At 61.2% G+C, this 15,681-nt stretch carries 17 protein-coding genes; 4 read left to right on the top strand and 13 right to left on the bottom strand.

Translation table 11 applies throughout. The annotated features are described in order from the left end of the window. Positions 1-73: 73 nt before the first annotated feature. The 3 genes from ACFOFO_RS11535 to ACFOFO_RS11525 all read right to left on the bottom strand — a co-directional run bounded on the left by ACFOFO_RS11535 (position 74) and on the right by ACFOFO_RS11525 (position 3,370). The gene (locus tag ACFOFO_RS11535) at positions 74-1,864 is read right to left on the bottom strand and encodes an acyl-CoA dehydrogenase C-terminal domain-containing protein (RefSeq protein ID WP_390322239.1); all 1,791 of its coding nucleotides are present in this window, start codon (positions 1,862-1,864) and stop codon (positions 74-76) included. Between the two features lie 241 nt (positions 1,865-2,105). Then, positions 2,106-2,741 (bottom strand): TetR/AcrR family transcriptional regulator, encoded by a 636-nt coding sequence (locus ACFOFO_RS11530; protein ID WP_390322238.1) that lies wholly within the window; start codon positions 2,739-2,741, stop codon positions 2,106-2,108. Between the two features lie 251 nt (positions 2,742-2,992). Beyond that, the gene (locus tag ACFOFO_RS11525; RefSeq protein ID WP_390322236.1) at positions 2,993-3,370 is read right to left on the bottom strand and encodes an RNA-binding S4 domain-containing protein; all 378 of its coding nucleotides are present in this window, start codon (positions 3,368-3,370) and stop codon (positions 2,993-2,995) included. A gap of 499 nt (positions 3,371-3,869) precedes the next feature. Between ACFOFO_RS11525 and ACFOFO_RS11520 the strand changes: the two genes are divergently transcribed. Continuing rightward, positions 3,870-4,478: a sigma-70 family RNA polymerase sigma factor gene (locus ACFOFO_RS11520; RefSeq protein ID WP_390322234.1), complete on the top strand. Its 609-nt coding sequence runs from the start codon at positions 3,870-3,872 to the stop codon at positions 4,476-4,478. Continuing rightward, entirely contained in the window at positions 4,475-5,197 is a 723-nt protein-coding gene (locus ACFOFO_RS11515; RefSeq protein ID WP_390322233.1) for an anti-sigma factor, read from the top strand. The genes ACFOFO_RS11520 and ACFOFO_RS11515 overlap by 4 nt, the downstream gene beginning before the upstream one ends. Positions 5,198-5,317: 120 nt before the next feature. Here ACFOFO_RS11515 and ACFOFO_RS11510 read toward each other — a convergent pair whose 3' ends face one another. From ACFOFO_RS11510 to mdcC, 6 genes are all read right to left on the bottom strand, one after another. After that, positions 5,318-6,247 (bottom strand): ACP S-malonyltransferase, encoded by a 930-nt coding sequence (locus ACFOFO_RS11510; RefSeq protein WP_390322232.1) that lies wholly within the window; start codon positions 6,245-6,247, stop codon positions 5,318-5,320. Positions 6,248-6,258: 11 nt separating this feature from the next. After that, positions 6,259-7,131 (bottom strand): triphosphoribosyl-dephospho-CoA synthase MdcB, encoded by an 873-nt coding sequence (gene mdcB, locus ACFOFO_RS11505; protein ID WP_390327856.1) that lies wholly within the window; start codon positions 7,129-7,131, stop codon positions 6,259-6,261. Between the two features lie 65 nt (positions 7,132-7,196). Beyond that, complete coding sequence (gene mdcG / locus ACFOFO_RS11500; RefSeq protein WP_390322231.1) at positions 7,197-7,934, bottom strand: malonate decarboxylase holo-[acyl-carrier-protein] synthase; 738 nt, start codon at positions 7,932-7,934, stop codon at positions 7,197-7,199. After that, complete coding sequence (gene mdcE / locus ACFOFO_RS11495) at positions 7,927-8,634, bottom strand: biotin-independent malonate decarboxylase subunit gamma (RefSeq protein ID WP_390322230.1); 708 nt, start codon at positions 8,632-8,634, stop codon at positions 7,927-7,929. The genes mdcG and mdcE overlap by 8 nt, the downstream gene beginning before the upstream one ends. After that, complete coding sequence (locus tag ACFOFO_RS11490) at positions 8,631-9,542, bottom strand: biotin-independent malonate decarboxylase subunit beta (RefSeq protein WP_390322229.1); 912 nt, start codon at positions 9,540-9,542, stop codon at positions 8,631-8,633. Before ACFOFO_RS11490 ends, mdcE begins: the two co-directional genes overlap by 4 nt. Continuing rightward, positions 9,539-9,853, bottom strand: a complete 315-nt coding sequence (mdcC, locus tag ACFOFO_RS11485) for a malonate decarboxylase acyl carrier protein (RefSeq protein WP_390322228.1) — start codon at positions 9,851-9,853, stop codon at positions 9,539-9,541. Before mdcC ends, ACFOFO_RS11490 begins: the two co-directional genes overlap by 4 nt. 53 nt (positions 9,854-9,906) lie before the next feature. Here mdcC and ACFOFO_RS11480 point away from each other — a divergent pair, with 53 nt between their 5' ends. After that, entirely contained in the window at positions 9,907-10,131 is a 225-nt protein-coding gene (locus ACFOFO_RS11480; RefSeq protein WP_390331565.1) for a hypothetical protein, read from the top strand. On the opposite strand, the gene mdcA is transcribed toward ACFOFO_RS11480, so the two are convergent. From mdcA to ACFOFO_RS11460, 4 genes are read right to left on the bottom strand one after another with little or no spacing between them, the layout of a single operon-like run. Next, positions 10,101-11,759, bottom strand: a complete 1,659-nt coding sequence (gene mdcA / locus ACFOFO_RS11475) for a malonate decarboxylase subunit alpha (protein WP_390322227.1) — start codon at positions 11,757-11,759, stop codon at positions 10,101-10,103. The genes ACFOFO_RS11480 and mdcA overlap by 31 nt on opposite strands. Then, positions 11,760-13,109, bottom strand: coding sequence for a TRAP transporter large permease (locus ACFOFO_RS11470; RefSeq protein WP_390331563.1), 1,350 nt, complete (start codon positions 13,107-13,109; stop codon positions 11,760-11,762). After that, on the bottom strand, positions 13,106-13,681 hold the full coding sequence (locus ACFOFO_RS11465) for a TRAP transporter small permease (protein ID WP_390322226.1): 576 nt from the start codon (positions 13,679-13,681) through the stop codon (positions 13,106-13,108). Before ACFOFO_RS11465 ends, ACFOFO_RS11470 begins: the two co-directional genes overlap by 4 nt. Next, complete coding sequence (locus tag ACFOFO_RS11460) at positions 13,678-14,706, bottom strand: TRAP transporter substrate-binding protein (protein ID WP_390322225.1); 1,029 nt, start codon at positions 14,704-14,706, stop codon at positions 13,678-13,680. The genes ACFOFO_RS11465 and ACFOFO_RS11460 overlap by 4 nt, the downstream gene beginning before the upstream one ends. Positions 14,707-14,989: 283 nt before the next feature. Between ACFOFO_RS11460 and ACFOFO_RS11455 the strand changes: the two genes are divergently transcribed. Next, positions 14,990-15,643, top strand: coding sequence for a GntR family transcriptional regulator (locus ACFOFO_RS11455; RefSeq protein WP_390322224.1), 654 nt, complete (start codon positions 14,990-14,992; stop codon positions 15,641-15,643). Positions 15,644-15,681: the final 38 nt, after the last annotated feature.

Genomic DNA, 15,681 nt, shown 5'->3' with positions numbered 1-15,681 from the left:
AGGGGGAGGAGAAGAAACAACCGACCTCCCCCTTGAAGGGGGAGGAGAAAAACAGCGGACAGCTACACGCGACTTAAAACAGATCTGCTTCGAGCGCCATCAGATTGGCCGAGCCGGAGCGCGCCTGACGGATCAGCATCGCGGTTTCCGGCAACAGGCGCGCGAAGTAGAAGCGCGCCGTCGCCAGTTTCGACTTGTAGAAGGTATCGCTTGAATCCTGTTTGGCCAGCGCGATCTTCGCCATTTGCGCGAAGAAGTAGGCGTACACCAGATGCCCGACCACGCGCAGGTACGGCACCGCCGCGGCGCCGACCTCGTCCGGATTCTGGAATGCCTTCATGCCGATTTCCATGGTCAGCTTGGTCACCTTGTCGCCCAGATCGGCCAGCGGCGTGATGAATTCGCTCATCGCTTCGTCGGTGCCGTTGTCTTCGACGAAGGCCTTGACCTGCTCGCCGAACTTGCGCAGCTTGGCGCCGTTGTCTTGCAGTACCTTGCGGCCCAGCAGGTCGAGCGACTGCACGGTGTTGGTGCCTTCGTAAATCATGTTGATGCGGGCATCGCGCACATACTGCTCCATGCCCCACTCAGAGATAAAGCCGTGGCCGCCGTACACCTGCATGCATTCCGAGGTCGCGATCCAGGCATTGTCGGTAATGAAGGCCTTGATCACCGGCGTCAGCAACGCCACCTGGTCGGCGGCGTCCTTGCGCACTTCTTCGTCCGGGTGATTCAGTTCCTTGTCGATCTGCAACGCGACATACGAACAGAAAGCGCGACCGCCTTCGGCATAGGCCTTGGCGGTCAACAGCATGCGGCGCACGTCGGCATGGACGATGATCGGGTCGGCCGGGCGATCCGGTGCCTTGGGGCCGGACAGGCTGCGCATCTGGATGCGGTCCTTGGCGTACATCAGTGCGTTCTGGTACGCGACTTCGGTCAGGCCCAGGCCCTGCATGCCGACGCCCAGACGCGCCGCATTCATGAACACGAACATCGCATTCAAACCCTTGTGCGGCGCGCCGATGATCCAGCCGGTGGCGCCGTCCAGATTCATTTGGCAGGTCGAATTGCCATGGATGCCCATTTTTTCTTCGATCGCGCCGCAGGTGATCGGGTTGCGCGCACCGAGCGTGCCGTCCGCGTTCGGCAGGAATTTCGGCACCAGGAACAGGGAAATGCCTTTCGAGCCTTCCGGTGCGTCCGGCAGGCGTGCCAGCACCAGGTGCAGGATGTTGGCCGACATGTCGTGCTCGCCGGCCGAGATGAAAATCTTGCTGCCAGTGATCTTGTAAGAGCCGTCCGCCTGTGGCTCGGCCTTCGAGCGCAACATGCCGAGGTCGGTGCCGCAATGCGCTTCGGTCAGGCACATGGTGCCGGTCCATTCGCCCGACACCAGTTTTGGCAGATACAGCGTTTTTTGTTCCGGCGTGCCATGCTCGTGCAGGCACTCGTAGGCGCCGTGCGACAGGCCCGGGTACATGGTCCAGGCCTGGTTGGACGAATTCATCATCTCGTAGAACGAGTTGTTCAGGACCAGTGGCAGGCCCTGGCCGCCGAAGTCGGGGTCGCAGGACAGCGCCGGCCAGCCGGCTTCGACGTACTGCTGGTACGCGTCCTTGAAGCCTTTTGGCGTGGTGACGGTATGGGTCGTCTTGTCGTGATGGCAGCCTTCGCGATCGCCGGAAAGGTTCAGCGGAAACAGCACCTCGGAGGTGAATTTTCCGCCCTCTTCCAGCACCTGGTTGATGATCTCGGCATCGATTTCCGCATGCTTCGGCAACTGTTTCAGTTCATCTTCGACGTGCAGCAATTCATGCAGCACGAACTGCATATCCCGCAACGGAGCGACGTATTGACCCATGATTTTCTCCTGACGACTATGGTGAGAACTACTTGTTTGGTTACTTGTTTGGTTACTTGTAGGACTTACGCAAAACTAGAAAAAAGTAGGGTGCGCCGTGCGCACCAATGTAGCGTCGGCGCGGGTAATGGTGCGCATGGCGCACCCTACATTCTCTATATTGCGTAAGTCCTGACTTGTTTAGTTACTTGCTTAGTTACTAGATTAGTTACGTGAATTTGCGTGGTCAGTGAGTTGACTTTTAGGCGACTTTTTTCGCGGTTGACTTATGCAGGTTCGCCGCCGGCTGCGGATTGCGATAGCTGTCGAGCAAGCGCTCGAATCCGTTCTGCGCCCGTTCGACGCTGCCGGGTACGCGCAGGAACCTGGCATCGTGATGCAAGGCCAGGATCAGTCCATACATTTCATACACCATCTGCTGTGCATCGGTTTGCGGCCGCAAATGGCCGGTCTCGACCGATTGCGCAACGCAGCGCAACAACGCGTCTTGCCAGGCTTGCACCATTCCGACCAGCGCTTCCCGAATCGCACCCGGTCGATCGTCGTATTCGACCGCGCCGCTGATATAGATGCAGCCGGACGCAATTTCGAAGCTGACGCACTTGACCCAACCCGCAAACATTGCTTGCAGACGCGGCAGGCCGCGCGGTTCCCGGATGGCCGGATAGAACACTTCCTGCTCGAAACGGACGTGGTACAGCTTCAGCACTTCCAGTTGCAGGTCTTCGCGCGAACCGAAATGCGCGAACACGCCGGACTTGCTCATATTCATCCGGTCCGCCAACAGGCCGATGGTCAGGCCCTCCAGACCATCACGGCTGGCCAGCTCGAGCGCGACATCGAGGATCGTGGCCTTGGTGAGCTCGCCCTTGCGCATGGATTTTGATGTGGTATTGATGATATTTCGTCCCAATGAATCCCGCTCCGGACTGTGAATCGCCACGATGAAAACGGGGGGCGCATAAAAAATGCGAACGCTCGTACTATTGTCTAATGGGATGCAAATGTCAAATGGGATTTTTAGAGGGGCGGTTCTATAGGCGAACGGCAATAGAGGCGCCGAAGTGCGAGCGCGACCGGTACTGTGGCGCACCGGTTTTTCACCTGCAAGGTACCGGGCGGAGCGGGTTAGCCGCCGGCCTTGTCCAGCAAGCGGCGATCGCGCTTGGTCGGGCGACCTTTCAGCAGGCTGGCCGGTTCGCGGTATAACTTTCGTTGCTCGCTCTGTTGCGCACGCCGGACACTGCTGTCGGCAGTTTCGGCATACAGAGTCTGCGCCACGGCGGCCGAACCGCGCTGCTCGGCCAGCGCGAGCACCGTCACTTCCCAACGGGTAGAGCCGTTGTCGATCTCGAGTGTGTCACCCGGCCTGACGCCGTGCGCGGGCTTGATACGAGCGTCGTTCTGGCGCACCTTGCCATTGTCGACTGCGTCGGTCGCCAGCGAGCGGGTCTTGAAGAAACGGGCGGCCCACAGCCATTTATCGATGCGAACGGTGTCGGTCATGAAGTTGAAATTGTTGCCAGCCTTGATCGTATCACTGCCAGTCGCTGACCGCAGCTGTCGCTTGGCCGGCGATGCTGGAGGTAACCCGACCTCGCAGGGCGACTGCATGAAGATCGTTGCAGGCTGAGGCTTTTCGCCCCTTCCCCCTTGCAGGGGGAAGGTTGGGATGGGGGTAGGATGGTCAATCAGCAACGTGCATCATTCATCGACCGCACTACCCCACTTCCAGGCGTATCCGCTTGCAGGCGGATACCGCTCCGCAGGCAGGAGGCACGCCTCCTGAATTCCCTGCGCAGCCCCTAACCCCTGCAAGGGGGAGGGAACTCAACCCTGCCCGAGTGCTCCGATTTGCTGCACGCACACAATTCATGATGTATTCTTAACAAGCTTAGTTGCGTAATAGTTGCCTAATAGCCCAATAATTGCCAAATAGTTCCGTTCTATTTGGCGTCCGCCGCATGCAGCCTGTTCACGCAGCAACTTTTATGAGCGAATACCCATGTCCAACAACGATGCGCTCCAGCAGCAACTAAAAACCTGGCTGACGGCAGTCGGTCACAAGGATGTCGCCGCCTTCCGATCTTTATATGACGCAACATCGTCGAAACTGTTTGGCTTTGCGCTGCGTATATTGGTGAAGCGCGAACTGGCCGAAGACGTGTTACAGGAAAGCTTCATCAGCATCTGGAACAACGCGGCCGGCTATCAGACCAGCCTGTCCGCGCCGATGACATGGATGACCACGATCGTGCGCAACAAGGCGTTTGACCTGCTGCGCCGGGCCGACCATGCAGTCGAAATCGACGCCGATACGTTCGACAAGGACGTGATGGCCGCACTGGAAAGCACCGACCCGACCCCGCTCGAGGCGCTGCAACTGACCGACGATGCGAAAGGACTGGCGCGCTGCTTGGCGCGGCTGGAGGGTCTGCACCGGCAGGCGATCGCGCTGGCCTATTATCACGATCTGTCGCACCGTGAGATCGCCGACCAGATGAAGCTGCCGATGGGCACCGTCAAGACCTGGATCCGGCGTGGGCTGGAACGCTTGCGCCAGTGCCTGACCAAGTTGGACACGCAGCTCGATCATAAGCTGGAGCAGGCATGAACATCTCCGATAACGATAGCTTGCTGGAACAACTGGCGGCCGAATATGTGCTCGGCACGCTCAAGGGCGGCGCACGGCGGCGCCTCGAGACCGCGATGCAGGACAATCCGCTGTTGCGGCGCGCGGTCGCCGAATGGCAGGATCGGCTGCATCCGCTGGCCGAATTAGCGCCCGGCGCACAACCGTCGCCGCAGGTGTGGCGCCACCTCGAACAGCAGCTGAACCTGCAGCACTTGGCGGCCGTGCAGCGCAAGCGTGCGTTCTGGCTGAGTTTGCACAATGATCTGAGTTTCTGGCGTGGACTGGGCATGGCGTCCACCGCGCTGGCGACGATCCTGGTGACCGTGCTGCTGACGCGCCAGCTGGAACCCATCACGCCGATCACGTCGTATGTCGCCACCCTGGCCGACGACAAGGCGCAACCGGCAATGATCATCATCGGTGACGCCAAGCGTCGGCAACTGACGGTCAAGGTGCTGACCGCGCAGGCGATTGCGGCCGACAAGAGCCTGGAACTGTGGGCCGTGCCAAAAGACGGCGCGCCGCGCTCGCTCGGCCTGGTGGCTGCCAATGGCACGGTCACGCTGCCGCTGCCGGACAACGCGACGCCGCACACCATTGCGCTGCTGGCGATCACGCTGGAGCCGAAAGGCGGTTCGCCGAATCCGAACCGACCGAGCGGGCCGATCGTGTTCAAGGGCGCCTGGGTGCAGCTCTGAGCTGGTATCGCGCCGTGCTCATCCGGCCATATCATCCGGCCATATACTGGGTGGCTACCTGCGCCTCATCCGCAATCAATTCCGCCGAATCGCGCCCATACTCCACAATAGGTTGTCCCGCTAATCAGCGTGGCGCTTGATCCAGGCGGCGACACCATGGAGGCTGCGAAAGTCCTGCAGCGAGCGGCAAGCGATGTGCGGATGCCGGCTGTGTAACATGCGCGCCAACGCCGCGCCGGGCCCCAGTTCCAGCGCGAGCGTGATGCCCTGCTCCGCGCAGCGGTCCATGCAATCCTTCCAGCGTATGGCCTGCACCATTTGCTGGGCGAGGTCGGCCTTGGCCTGCTGTCGTTGGCGCACCGGTTCGGCGCGGATCCCGGACAGCACGGCAATTCTTGGATCTGCGAAAGTGCAGCGTTCCAGCAGATCGCTAAAGTCTTCCAGTGCGGCAGTCATCAAAGGCGTATGCGAAGCGACCCCGACCGGCAATGGGTTGACCGCACCTCCCATGGATTCGATGATGGCGTTGAATGGGGCAAAAGCGCGGCTCAAGCCGCCGGCGATGATGCTGGTCTCGCCAACTTCGATCGCGAGATGCAAATGATGTTGGCGCAACAAGTCTGCCACTACCGCAGCGGGCACACCGATCACGGAGACCATCGACTGTGGCGCATCAGGCTGCGCACAGCGATCCATCAGGGCGGCGCGCGCAGCTGCCAGCGCGATCGCATCGGTTGCGGAGATCGCACCGGCCACGCAATAGGCGGCAACCTCGCCGATGCTGTAGCCGGCCACCAGCGCCGGCGTCGGCAGCAGTTGACGGACGGCGGCCCATGCCGCCAGCGTCGCCGCGACAATCAGCGGTTGCGCGATGCGATTGGCAAACATCGCGCTCGGGTCGGCCAGAATCCGGTCGAGCGGCATGCCGAGCCGATCGCTCAGTGACCATTTTTGAATCTGTTCGGCCACCCCGGCATCCTGACGTGCCAGCTCGAACATCGCGCCGTGTTGCGCGCCCTGCCCCGGGCAAAGTATCGCGAGTCTGGACATGGGGCCGGGCATTAGCAGGCGCTGTCGTGCATGCAGAGCTGCAGCAGGCAGGTCGCGGCCAGCAGGTCCGCGGCGCCGCCGGGCGACAGCCGGTGTTGTACAAACAGCCGATGGCATGCCACAGCCTGGCTGCGCCAGTCTGGTTGCGCGGTGGCACCCGCATCGAGAAAATCCTGCGCCGCCATTCTGGCGAAATGGGCGCCTGCCGCGCCGCCGCGATGATACAGATTGGTGTCGCTGATGTGCGCCACCAGTGCAAAGAAGGCGTCGATCTGGGCCTCATGCCAACTGCGGCCGGCCGCAAGCGTCGCCTGCAAGCGCGGCAGCGCGATCTCGAATACCGAAGGAAAAGCGAGCGCTGCCTCTTCCCGCGCACCGCTGGCAGCATACTGTTTGGCAACTCGCGTGCCGTGGCTATCGGCCAGCATCACGTGGGTGTGCCGTGCCAGTTCCTCGCCCCAGTTGTTCAGCAACGCCGCGCGGATCGCCTGCGGTGTCAATGCAATGCGCCGCGCACTGCAACAGGCGATCGCCGCGCATAACATGCCTATCGAGAAGATCGCGCCGCGATGGGTATTGACGCCCTTGGTCGCGCGCAGCATCCGTTGTTCCGCGGCGATCGCCAGACGCTTCAAGCTGGCGAATGGCAGCGCCTGCATGCCGGCGAAGCTGATCTCGCTGAAGTAGTGGCGCAAGGAAAACAGGCTGCGCACAAAGGTCGCGGCGGTCATGTCGGTGTGGCTGCCGTTATCGATCAACGATACCAGGCCGGGTTTTGGATAGAGCACCAATTCGCCATGCAGGCTGCGCAATGCCAGCCGCGCCAGCTGTGCAGGTGTCAGCGGCAGCGCCAGATCCTGATGGTACAGCGCGCGCTGCGACATCGGTGCGCGCGCCGGCCTGGCTGCCTGGCCGCCGGTGGTGCTGGCGGCGCTGGCGGACAGCGCGATCATGGCGTCAGCTCCAGACTGGCCAGTAATTTTGCCGGCGGCTGTAACTGCACCCGTTGCAGGCTCTTGGCCAGTACTCTGGCACGCAAGTTCCGTTGGGCAGCGACGGCGCTGGCGGCACCGACGGTATTGATCCACTCTTTCCAGGCGACCGCTTGCCCGTCGGGGAACCTGATCTCGCCATCCAGCGGCAAATTACGGGCAAAGTCAGATAACAGCGTGATGCCGACCTCCAGCTGTTTGCGGCTGTTTGGTGCGAACAGGATATCGATGTCGGACCGGTCGGTGAGGTAGGTCTGACCAGTCAGTGTTTGCAGCGCAAGCGAACCGTACACCCGCAGGGCAATCTCTTCAGTGCTGGCCCCGTCCGCCAACCCCTGCAAGTCGGCGCGCCATCTTGGCGGCGCCGTCGCGATCACGTCATTCAGCGCCAGCGGCGCACGCAGCGTGCGCACCAGCGCTTTATTGATGCTTAACGCGATCCTGCATTTGCAGCCATCGACTGCGTCGGGCGGCAGCGCAATGCCAAGATAGATTTTGTCGGAGGCTGCTGCATTTGCACCTGCATCGGCAGGATCATGTCGGCGTACCACGGCCGGCCAATCGGCCTGCTGCCAGCGCGCTATCGCGGCGCGATCGCCGACCGCAACCTGATCCAGCAACTGCCGCCAGCCGGAGGCTGACGGCCAGACCAGATCATGCCGCTCGGGGGCTCGCGCAGCGTCTGCCTTAGACATGATCGCCGCTGATCACCGCATCGATCACCCGTTGCGCCCACTTGCGGCCGCCGCGCGCTTGCCCCAGTGCGCTGCGCTGATCGGTGCTGCCGGCCTCGCTCAGCGCCTTGACCAGGCAGGCAGCAAGATCGCCGTCCCAGATCGCCTGCAGCCCGCCCATGCGGACATAGTTGGCCGGGCCGGGTGCGAACACCGGGTTGTCTTTTGCCAGTTCGGTCAGTCGCTCTTCCGGCACCTTGGTGATGCGCGCCATCGCCGGCAAACCCATCACGCGGATGGTGGCATCGGGCAGCGCGTAACAGGCGTCGGCCATCAAGCCGCTGGTCAGGAAACCGCCGGACAAGGCCTGGTCATACACCAGACCGATGATGACATGGCCGTTGCGCCGCGCCAGTTCCATGCATTTACCGAGATGCGCCATGTAGCTGTTGATGCCCAGCATCTCATCGCGATGGCGCAGACGCTGACCTTGCGTGTCCACCAGGATGATGATCGGTCGTTGCGGATGGTCGCGCACGGTCGCCAGCACCGCCTGCGCCTGGGCCAGTGCGATTTCGACGCCGATCGGGGTGTGTTCGGTGGTGCCGATCACCGCGACGCTGCGGCCATCGACCTGCGCCGTACCGGACAAGAAACACGCGTGCTCGGCAATCTCAAAACCTTGCGGAAAAAGCCGGGTCGCCAGCGCATGCCAGTTCATGATGCTGCTCCCGGCGCGGTGGTGACCCGGTGCCTGTGCTGGCCGGCCAGCGCCACGAATGCAGCCGCTTCCAGCATCGGCAATTGCTGCGGTTCTGCGATGCCGAGCGCGGACCAGATTTGCATCGGTTCGCGATAGTCGCCAAATTGCTGCAAGCGTTTTGTCAGCATCAATTGCTCCTGCTCCAGATCGTCCAGCGTCAGTGCCACCGCCTGCTGTGCGCAGGCCTGCATCATGTCGAGCGCCGCTTGCCGGAACGCGCCAATATCGTCCGCCACCAGCATCTGGCAATCTCCCAGCAGATAGCGATGCTTGCCGCCTGTGGTGCGCCAGACCAGCGCACGGTCGCGCGAATCGAATTCGTCCACGCCATTGGCGGTCTCGATCACTTCCGGCCCGGACATCGCCAACCGCGCCTCTTCCGACATCACGATCGCATTGGCGCAGCGGGCCACGATGCCCATCCCGCCAAAGCAGCCATTGCTGCCGCCGATCAGCACGATCACCGGGATACCGGCGGCGCGCACATCGAGCACCGCACGCATCACTTCAGAGACCGCGATCAAACCGGCATTGGCTTCATGCAGGCGCACGCCGCCGCTGTCCAGCAGCAGCACTACCGCATCGGCTTGGTGCAAGACCGCGCGTTGCATCAGGCCGACCAGTTTGGCGCCATGCACCTCGCCCACTGCGCCGCCCATGAAGCCGCCCTCCTGCGCTGCCGCATAGACAGTCTTGTCCTGCAAGCTGCCCTGGCCGACCACGACACCGTCATCAAACGACACCGGCAGATCCAGTTGCGCCAGGTGCGGGCTGATCACCTGCTGCGAAGGCGGCAGGAATTCTTCAAACTGATCCAGCAGCGTGCCGATGCGCTGTCTTGCAGTCGCTTCCAGATAGCTGCTCATGCTTTGCCTTCCAGATAGGCTTCGACCGCCTGGTCCAGCCGCAGGCTGACGACCGCCGGCGTGGCGCCCATGTCGTTGATCTGTATGCGGGTATCGGCCAGATTCCAGCGCGCCTGAAAATCGCGCATCACGGCTTGCCAGATCGGGCCAAAGCCGTTGGCCGCGGTCTGCACTTCGATCTCGCAGCCATCGTTCAGATCGGCCGCGCTGATCAGCACTTCCAGATTGCCCGAGCTGACCACGCCCACCAGTTGCGCATTCTGCGGCTGCTTTCGCTGGCCGTTTTCAAATCGAAATAACAGGGTTTCCATCGCGATCCTTGTTCATTAGGACTTACGCAAAAAGGGATTTCGTAGGGTGCGCCATGCGCACCAATATCGCCACTGATCGTATTGGTGCGCATGGCGCACCCTACATCGTGATTTTGCGTAAGTACCTGACTCTAAAAAATACTGACTATAGTATGTTTACACGCCGCAATATTTCTGTGGCAGATAGAGCATATTTGCCAAAATTTATGGGGAGTATATTCCTTGCGGTTTACACCGCTCCCGCTGCCTACCAATTCCGGAACCGCTTCGGCGGCTGATACAAGCCGCCCGATGCACGCACCAGATCCTTCATGCTCTTTGCGGCCAGCAGGTCGCGGGTCGCGAGGCGCTTGTCGATGCCGAGATCTTCGGCACGCTGGATCACGCCGCGATCACGCAGGTTGTCCACCATGCGCTGGTCGCGCGCCAGACCGACCGGCGTATAACCGGCCACGCCGCGGATCGCCTGTTCGCGCTCTTCTTCGCCACGGCACAGCAGCAGGTTGGCAATCCCTTCCTCGGTCAGGATATGCGTCACGTCGTCGCCATAAATCATCACCGGCGGGATCGCCATGTTGGCTTGCTCGGCCAGTTGCCAGGCGTCCAGCGTCTCGACAAAAGCCGGATGCATGTGTTCGCGGAAGGTCTCCACGATCTGCACCACCAGCTTCTGTCCGCGCGGAATCTGGTTCTTGCCGGCGCGGGCCTGCTGCCCCGCCTTCAACCAGGCCGGGCTGGCGTGACGCCGGCCGCGCGCGTCCGCACCCATGTTGGGCGCGCCACCGAAGCCGGATATCCGTCCCAGCGTCGCGGTCGACGAATTGCCTTGCAAGTCGATTTGCAGCGTCGAGCCGATGAACATGTCGCAGGCATAATGCCCGGCCGCCTGGCATAGCGCGCGGTTGCTGCGCATCGAGCCGTCGGCGCCGACAAAGAAGACGTCCGGCCGGGCGCGGATATAGTCTTCCATGCCCAACTCGGAGCCGAACGAATACACCGATTCGACAAAGCCGGCCTCGATCGCCGGGATCAGCGCCGGATGCGGATTGAGCGCCCAATAGCGGGCGATCTTGCCCTTGAGTCCGAGTGACGCCGCATAGGTCGGCAGCAGCAATTCAATCGCGGCGGTGTCGAAACCGATGCCGTGGTTCAGGCGTTCGACCTGATATTCGGCATAGATGCCCTTGATCGCCATCATCGCCATCAGGACCTGGATCTCGGAAATGAGTGCCGGATCGCGCGTGAACAGCGGCTCGATGTAATGCGGGGTCGGTGGCTCGACCACGAAGTCGACCCAGCCGGCCGGAATGTCGATCCGCGGCAGCGTGTCGACGATCTCATTGACTTGCGCAATCACCACGCCGGCCTTGAAGGCGGTGGCTTCGACGATGGTCGGGGTGTCCTCGGTATTCGCTCCGGTGTAAAGGTTGCCGAAGCGGTCCGCCGCCTGCGCCGCGACCAATGCCACGCGCGGCGTCAGATCGATGAAATAGCGTGCATACAATTCCAGGTAGGTATGAATCGCACCGATGTTGAGCTTGCCGGAAGAAGCAAGCTTGGCCAACCGTCCCGCCTGCGGTCCGGAAAACGAAAAATCGAGCTTGGAGGCGATGCCCTTTTCGAATATATCCAGGTGCTCGGGCAGGGCCAGCACCGATTGCAGGATGTGCAGGTCATGCACCCGGCCCGCATCCAGACCGGTCAACGCGCTCGACAGGAAATCTGCCTGCTTCTGGTTATTGCCTTCCAGGCAAACCCGGTCGCCCGATTCGATCACCGCATGCAGCAAGTCCACGATGCGCTCGGACGACAGGATCTTGCCGACCAGCTGCGTACCGAGCGACTGCTGCGCACGACGCAGCCGCGCATCCCGATTCAGCTGCAAGGTATTCCAGCGTCCGGTCATTTACTTCACCCCCATCAAGGCATCAGGAAACGCCGTTGCGATTTGCGGCATCAGGCACAACAGGATCACCGCGACCAGCATCAACAACAGAAACGGCAGCACCCCCATCACGATGTCCCGCAGCGGAATATCGGACGCGATATTCTTGATCACAAAAATATTCAGGCCGACCGGCGGATGAATCAGGCCCATCTCCATCACGATCGTCATCACCACGCCAAACCAGATCAGGTCAAATCCCGCTGCTCTCAGCGGCGGCAAGATGATCGGGCACATCATCAGGATGATCGATACCGGCGGCAGGAAGAAGCCGAACACCACCACCATCATCAGGATCACGCTCAGCAACAGCCATTTACTCAGATGCAAATCGACCACAAACTGCGCCGCCGACTGGCTGATGTGCAGATAGCTCATCACATACGAATACAGCAGCGACATGCCGATGATGAACAGCAGCATGGTCGACTCCTTGATGGTCGACGCGATGAACGGTGCGATGTCCTTGGGCCGCCAGACGCGGTACACGATCGCGATCAGCACCATCGCCAGCAACGCGCCCAGACCGGCGGTCTCGGACGGTGTCGCGTACCCGCCATACAAGGCGACCATCACACCGATCAGCAGAATCACGAAGGGCAGCACGCGTGGCAACATCTCGACTTTTTGCCGCAGCGTGAAGTGCTCTTCATCCAGATAGGCTGACTTCACGCCGCCCTGCTGGTAAGCGGCCAACGCCAGCTGGTACTCGTGCCGCGCGCGATAGACCGCGTAGCCGGAGAACAGCACCACCAGCAGCAAGCCGGGGCCGATGCCGGCCAGGAACAGGCGGCCCAGCGACTGCTCGGATGCCACCGCATACAGGATCATCGTGATCGACGGCGGCAGCAAGATCCCGAGGGTGCCACCGGCCGCGATGATCCCGGCCGCGAAGCCCGGCGAATAACCGCGCCGGCGCATTTCCGGAATCCCGGCCGAACCGATCGCGGAGCAGGTCGCGGGCGACGAACCCGCCATCGCCGCGAACATCGCGCAGGCAAACACGTTGGCGATGCCCAAGCCGCCGGGCACCTTGTGCAGCCACGCATGGATTGCCGAATACAGGTCGCGCCCGGCCGGCGACTTGCCGATCGCTGCACCCTTCAGAATGAATAGCGGGATCGACAGCAGGGTAATCGACGCCATCTCTTCATACACGTTTTGCGTGATCGTATCGAGCGACGCCGCCGGCATGAAAAAATACATGAAGCCGGTCGCCACTACACCGAGCGCAAAGGCGATCGACATCCCGGAGAACATCACCAGCAAGGTCACCACGCCATACAGCACACCCAGGGTCAGCGGACTCATGCGGGCCTCCCTGCGGCGACTGGAGCGACTTTGGAAACCGTGATGGCGGCCAGCACTTGCGTCAGGATCTGCAGCGACAGCAAGCTCATGCCCAGCGCCATCATGCCGTAGGGAATCCACAGCGGTGGCGCAAAGGTCGAGGTGGTGGTCTGTCCATCGACCCAGGCTTCGTGAAACAGGGTCCAGGATTTCCATGAGAAGAACGCACAGAAGGCGCCGCTGACCACGTCGACCATGATCAAGCGGACCCGATTGACCGACGGCGGCAACACGGTTGACAAGAACTCGATCCCGATATGCCCCCGGTACGACTGCACGTAGGCCCCAGAAAAAAACGACACGCCGATCAGCATGAACACCGACGCCTCATCCTGCCAGTCGGTCGGCACCTTGAACAGGTAGCGCATCACGACCGAATAGGTCAGCACCAGTGCCGTCAATAACATCGCGACCATCGAGACCTTGACGATGAGTTCATTGATCGCATTCAACACCCGCGCGATCGCGGCGACCGCCGGGTTATCGGGGATCGGCGGTCCCTTGGGCGGCTCCAGTTCAAAACCATGGCTCATAACAGCTTCTCCGCCATTTTCATCAATTTGGCGCAGCTCTCGTTTCTGTCTGCGTAATCCTTCCAGGCCGTGGCTTTGGCAATCGCCTGCCACTTTTTGACGGTCGCTGCATTCAGGTCGACCACTTTCGCGCCCTTCTTCTCGTACACGGTGGCGACCAGCGCATCGTCCTGCTTGGCAGCCTTGGTCGCAAACGCTTCGAGCTCGGCGCCGACCGCCATGATCGTGGCCTGCTGCTCCTTGCTGAGTTTGTCGAAGATTGCCTTCGACATCATCAGTGGCTCAAACATGTACCAGTAGCTTTGGCCGCGGCCGCTAGTCAGATATTTCGACACTTCTTCCAGCCGGAACGACATCAGCGAGGTGGACGACGTCATCGCCGCATCCATGGCGCCGGTTTGCATCGCTGCGTAAATCTCGTTGGACGGCAGCGAGACCACCGCGGCGCCGGCCGCCTTCAGCACCAGGTCCACCTCGCGCGAACCACCGCGGATCTTCATGCCCTTGACGTCATCCGGATCGACCACCGCTTTGGTGCGCGAGGCGACCCCGCCAGCCTGCCAGATCCAGCTCACCACGACGATGCCCTTGTCCAGCAACAGCCGGTTCAGCTCCTTGCCGACTTCCGCATTCTTCCAGGCGGCACCGACCTCATACGAAGGCACCAGACCGGGCATCAGGCCGATGTTGACCTCCGGCACCTCGCCGCCGGCGTAGGACAGCGGCACCAGCGACAGATCGAGCGCGCCTTTGCGCATTGCCGAGAACTGCGCATTGGTCTTCATCAGCGACGAGCCGGGATAGATTTCGAACTTGAGCGCGCCCTTGGTGCGCTTTTGCACTTCTGCCGCAAACATGCGGCACAGGCGGTCGCGGAAGTCGCCCTCTTCCAGCGTGCCACCCGGGAATTGATGCGAAATTTTGAGCACGGTCGCTTGGGCCCAGGCCGCAATCGGCGACAGTGCCGACAACAAGGGCGCGACGGTCAAGGCGCCGAGAACGGATCTTCTTTTCAACATGGACATGCTGGTCTCCTGAGGATTGGAACAAACACCAAGATTTTTCTGGACGGAAAGCCGGCTTGTAGACATGAAGAATTATTCATGAGCAACAGTGACGGGTCTCGGAACAGCAAAAACGGGGCTGAAAGTTTGCGAACATTACTTTTCGATATGCTCATTTTTTATTTATGTATACAAGATCTTATAATATGCATGCAATGTCAATAAAATTATATGCAAGTGGTAAAATGACCTTACCTGTCAATCAACAACCCACGCGTAATCAGCGAAATAGGTGCGCCAAAACATGAAAAATCGTTCTGAAACCCTGCGAGAAGAAATCGAGGAAATGATTGCCGTCGGGCAGCTGCAGCCGGGGCAACATCTGGACGAGACCGAGCTCGCGGCGCAATTCAACGTATCGCGCACGCCGATACGCGAGGCGTTGATACAACTGTCCTCCATGGGCGTCGTCGAAATGCGCCCGCGGCGCGGCGCGCTGGTGACCAGGATAGGTCCGCAACTGCTGGTGGAAATGTTTGAAGTGATGGCGGAATTTGAAGCGATGTGCGGACGCCTGGCTGCGCGCAGGATGACGCCGGCCGAACAGGCGACCCTGCTAGCCGCGCATCAGGCCTGCAAGGAGGCCCGCGATGCGGCCGACCCTGACGGCTATTTTTACAAGAATGAAATTTTTCACGGCCTGATCTATGCCGGCAGCCACAACAGTTTCCTGGCAGAGCAGGCCAGCAAGCTGCATCGGCGCCTGCGCTTGTACCGCCGGCTACAACTGCGCGTGCGCGACCGGGTCGGCACTTCTTACGGCGAGCATGAAGACGTGGTGCAGGCGATTCTCGATGGCGACGGCGAGCGGACCGCCGAGCTGCTGCGCCACCACATCCTGATTCAGGGACAGAGGTTTGCAGATTTGATCGCTTCCCTCCCCAAACTGGAGAACTGACAGCGCGGCATCCAGAACTGGCGCCGGCCGCCGCTGCG

The sequence above is a fragment of the Pseudundibacterium arcticum genome (assembly GCF_042646465.1).
GTDB classification, from domain to species: Bacteria; Pseudomonadota; Gammaproteobacteria; order Burkholderiales; family Burkholderiaceae_D; genus Undibacterium_A; species Undibacterium_A arcticum.
The sequence above is the reverse complement of the archived record's forward strand: the minus strand, read 5'-3'. Positions and strand labels throughout refer to the sequence as shown.

Coding starts and splice junctions, on each gene's coding strand:
- ACFOFO_RS11535 (WP_390322239.1), bottom strand. CDS start 1,864: ATGGGTCAATACGTCGCTCCGTTGCGGGATATGCAGTTCGTGCTGCAT.
- ACFOFO_RS11530 (WP_390322238.1), bottom strand. CDS start 2,741: ATGCGCAAGGGCGAGCTCACCAAGGCCACGATCCTCGATGTCGCGCTC.
- ACFOFO_RS11525 (WP_390322236.1), bottom strand. CDS start 3,370: ATGACCGACACCGTTCGCATCGATAAATGGCTGTGGGCCGCCCGTTTC.
- ACFOFO_RS11520 (WP_390322234.1), top strand. CDS start 3,870: ATGTCCAACAACGATGCGCTCCAGCAGCAACTAAAAACCTGGCTGACG.
- ACFOFO_RS11515 (WP_390322233.1), top strand. CDS start 4,475: ATGAACATCTCCGATAACGATAGCTTGCTGGAACAACTGGCGGCCGAA.
- ACFOFO_RS11510 (WP_390322232.1), bottom strand. CDS start 6,247: ATGTCCAGACTCGCGATACTTTGCCCGGGGCAGGGCGCGCAACACGGC.
- mdcB (WP_390327856.1), bottom strand. CDS start 7,131: ATGTCGCAGCGCGCGCTGTACCATCAGGATCTGGCGCTGCCGCTGACA.
- mdcG (WP_390322231.1), bottom strand. CDS start 7,934: ATGTCTAAGGCAGACGCTGCGCGAGCCCCCGAGCGGCATGATCTGGTC.
- mdcE (WP_390322230.1), bottom strand. CDS start 8,634: ATGAACTGGCATGCGCTGGCGACCCGGCTTTTTCCGCAAGGTTTTGAG.
- ACFOFO_RS11490 (WP_390322229.1), bottom strand. CDS start 9,542: ATGAGCAGCTATCTGGAAGCGACTGCAAGACAGCGCATCGGCACGCTG.
- mdcC (WP_390322228.1), bottom strand. CDS start 9,853: ATGGAAACCCTGTTATTTCGATTTGAAAACGGCCAGCGAAAGCAGCCG.
- ACFOFO_RS11480 (WP_390331565.1), top strand. CDS start 9,907: ATGCGCACCAATATCGCCACTGATCGTATTGGTGCGCATGGCGCACCC.
- mdcA (WP_390322227.1), bottom strand. CDS start 11,759: ATGACCGGACGCTGGAATACCTTGCAGCTGAATCGGGATGCGCGGCTG.
- ACFOFO_RS11470 (WP_390331563.1), bottom strand. CDS start 13,109: ATGAGTCCGCTGACCCTGGGTGTGCTGTATGGCGTGGTGACCTTGCTG.
- ACFOFO_RS11465 (WP_390322226.1), bottom strand. CDS start 13,681: ATGAGCCATGGTTTTGAACTGGAGCCGCCCAAGGGACCGCCGATCCCC.
- ACFOFO_RS11460 (WP_390322225.1), bottom strand. CDS start 14,706: ATGTCCATGTTGAAAAGAAGATCCGTTCTCGGCGCCTTGACCGTCGCG.
- ACFOFO_RS11455 (WP_390322224.1), top strand. CDS start 14,990: ATGAAAAATCGTTCTGAAACCCTGCGAGAAGAAATCGAGGAAATGATT.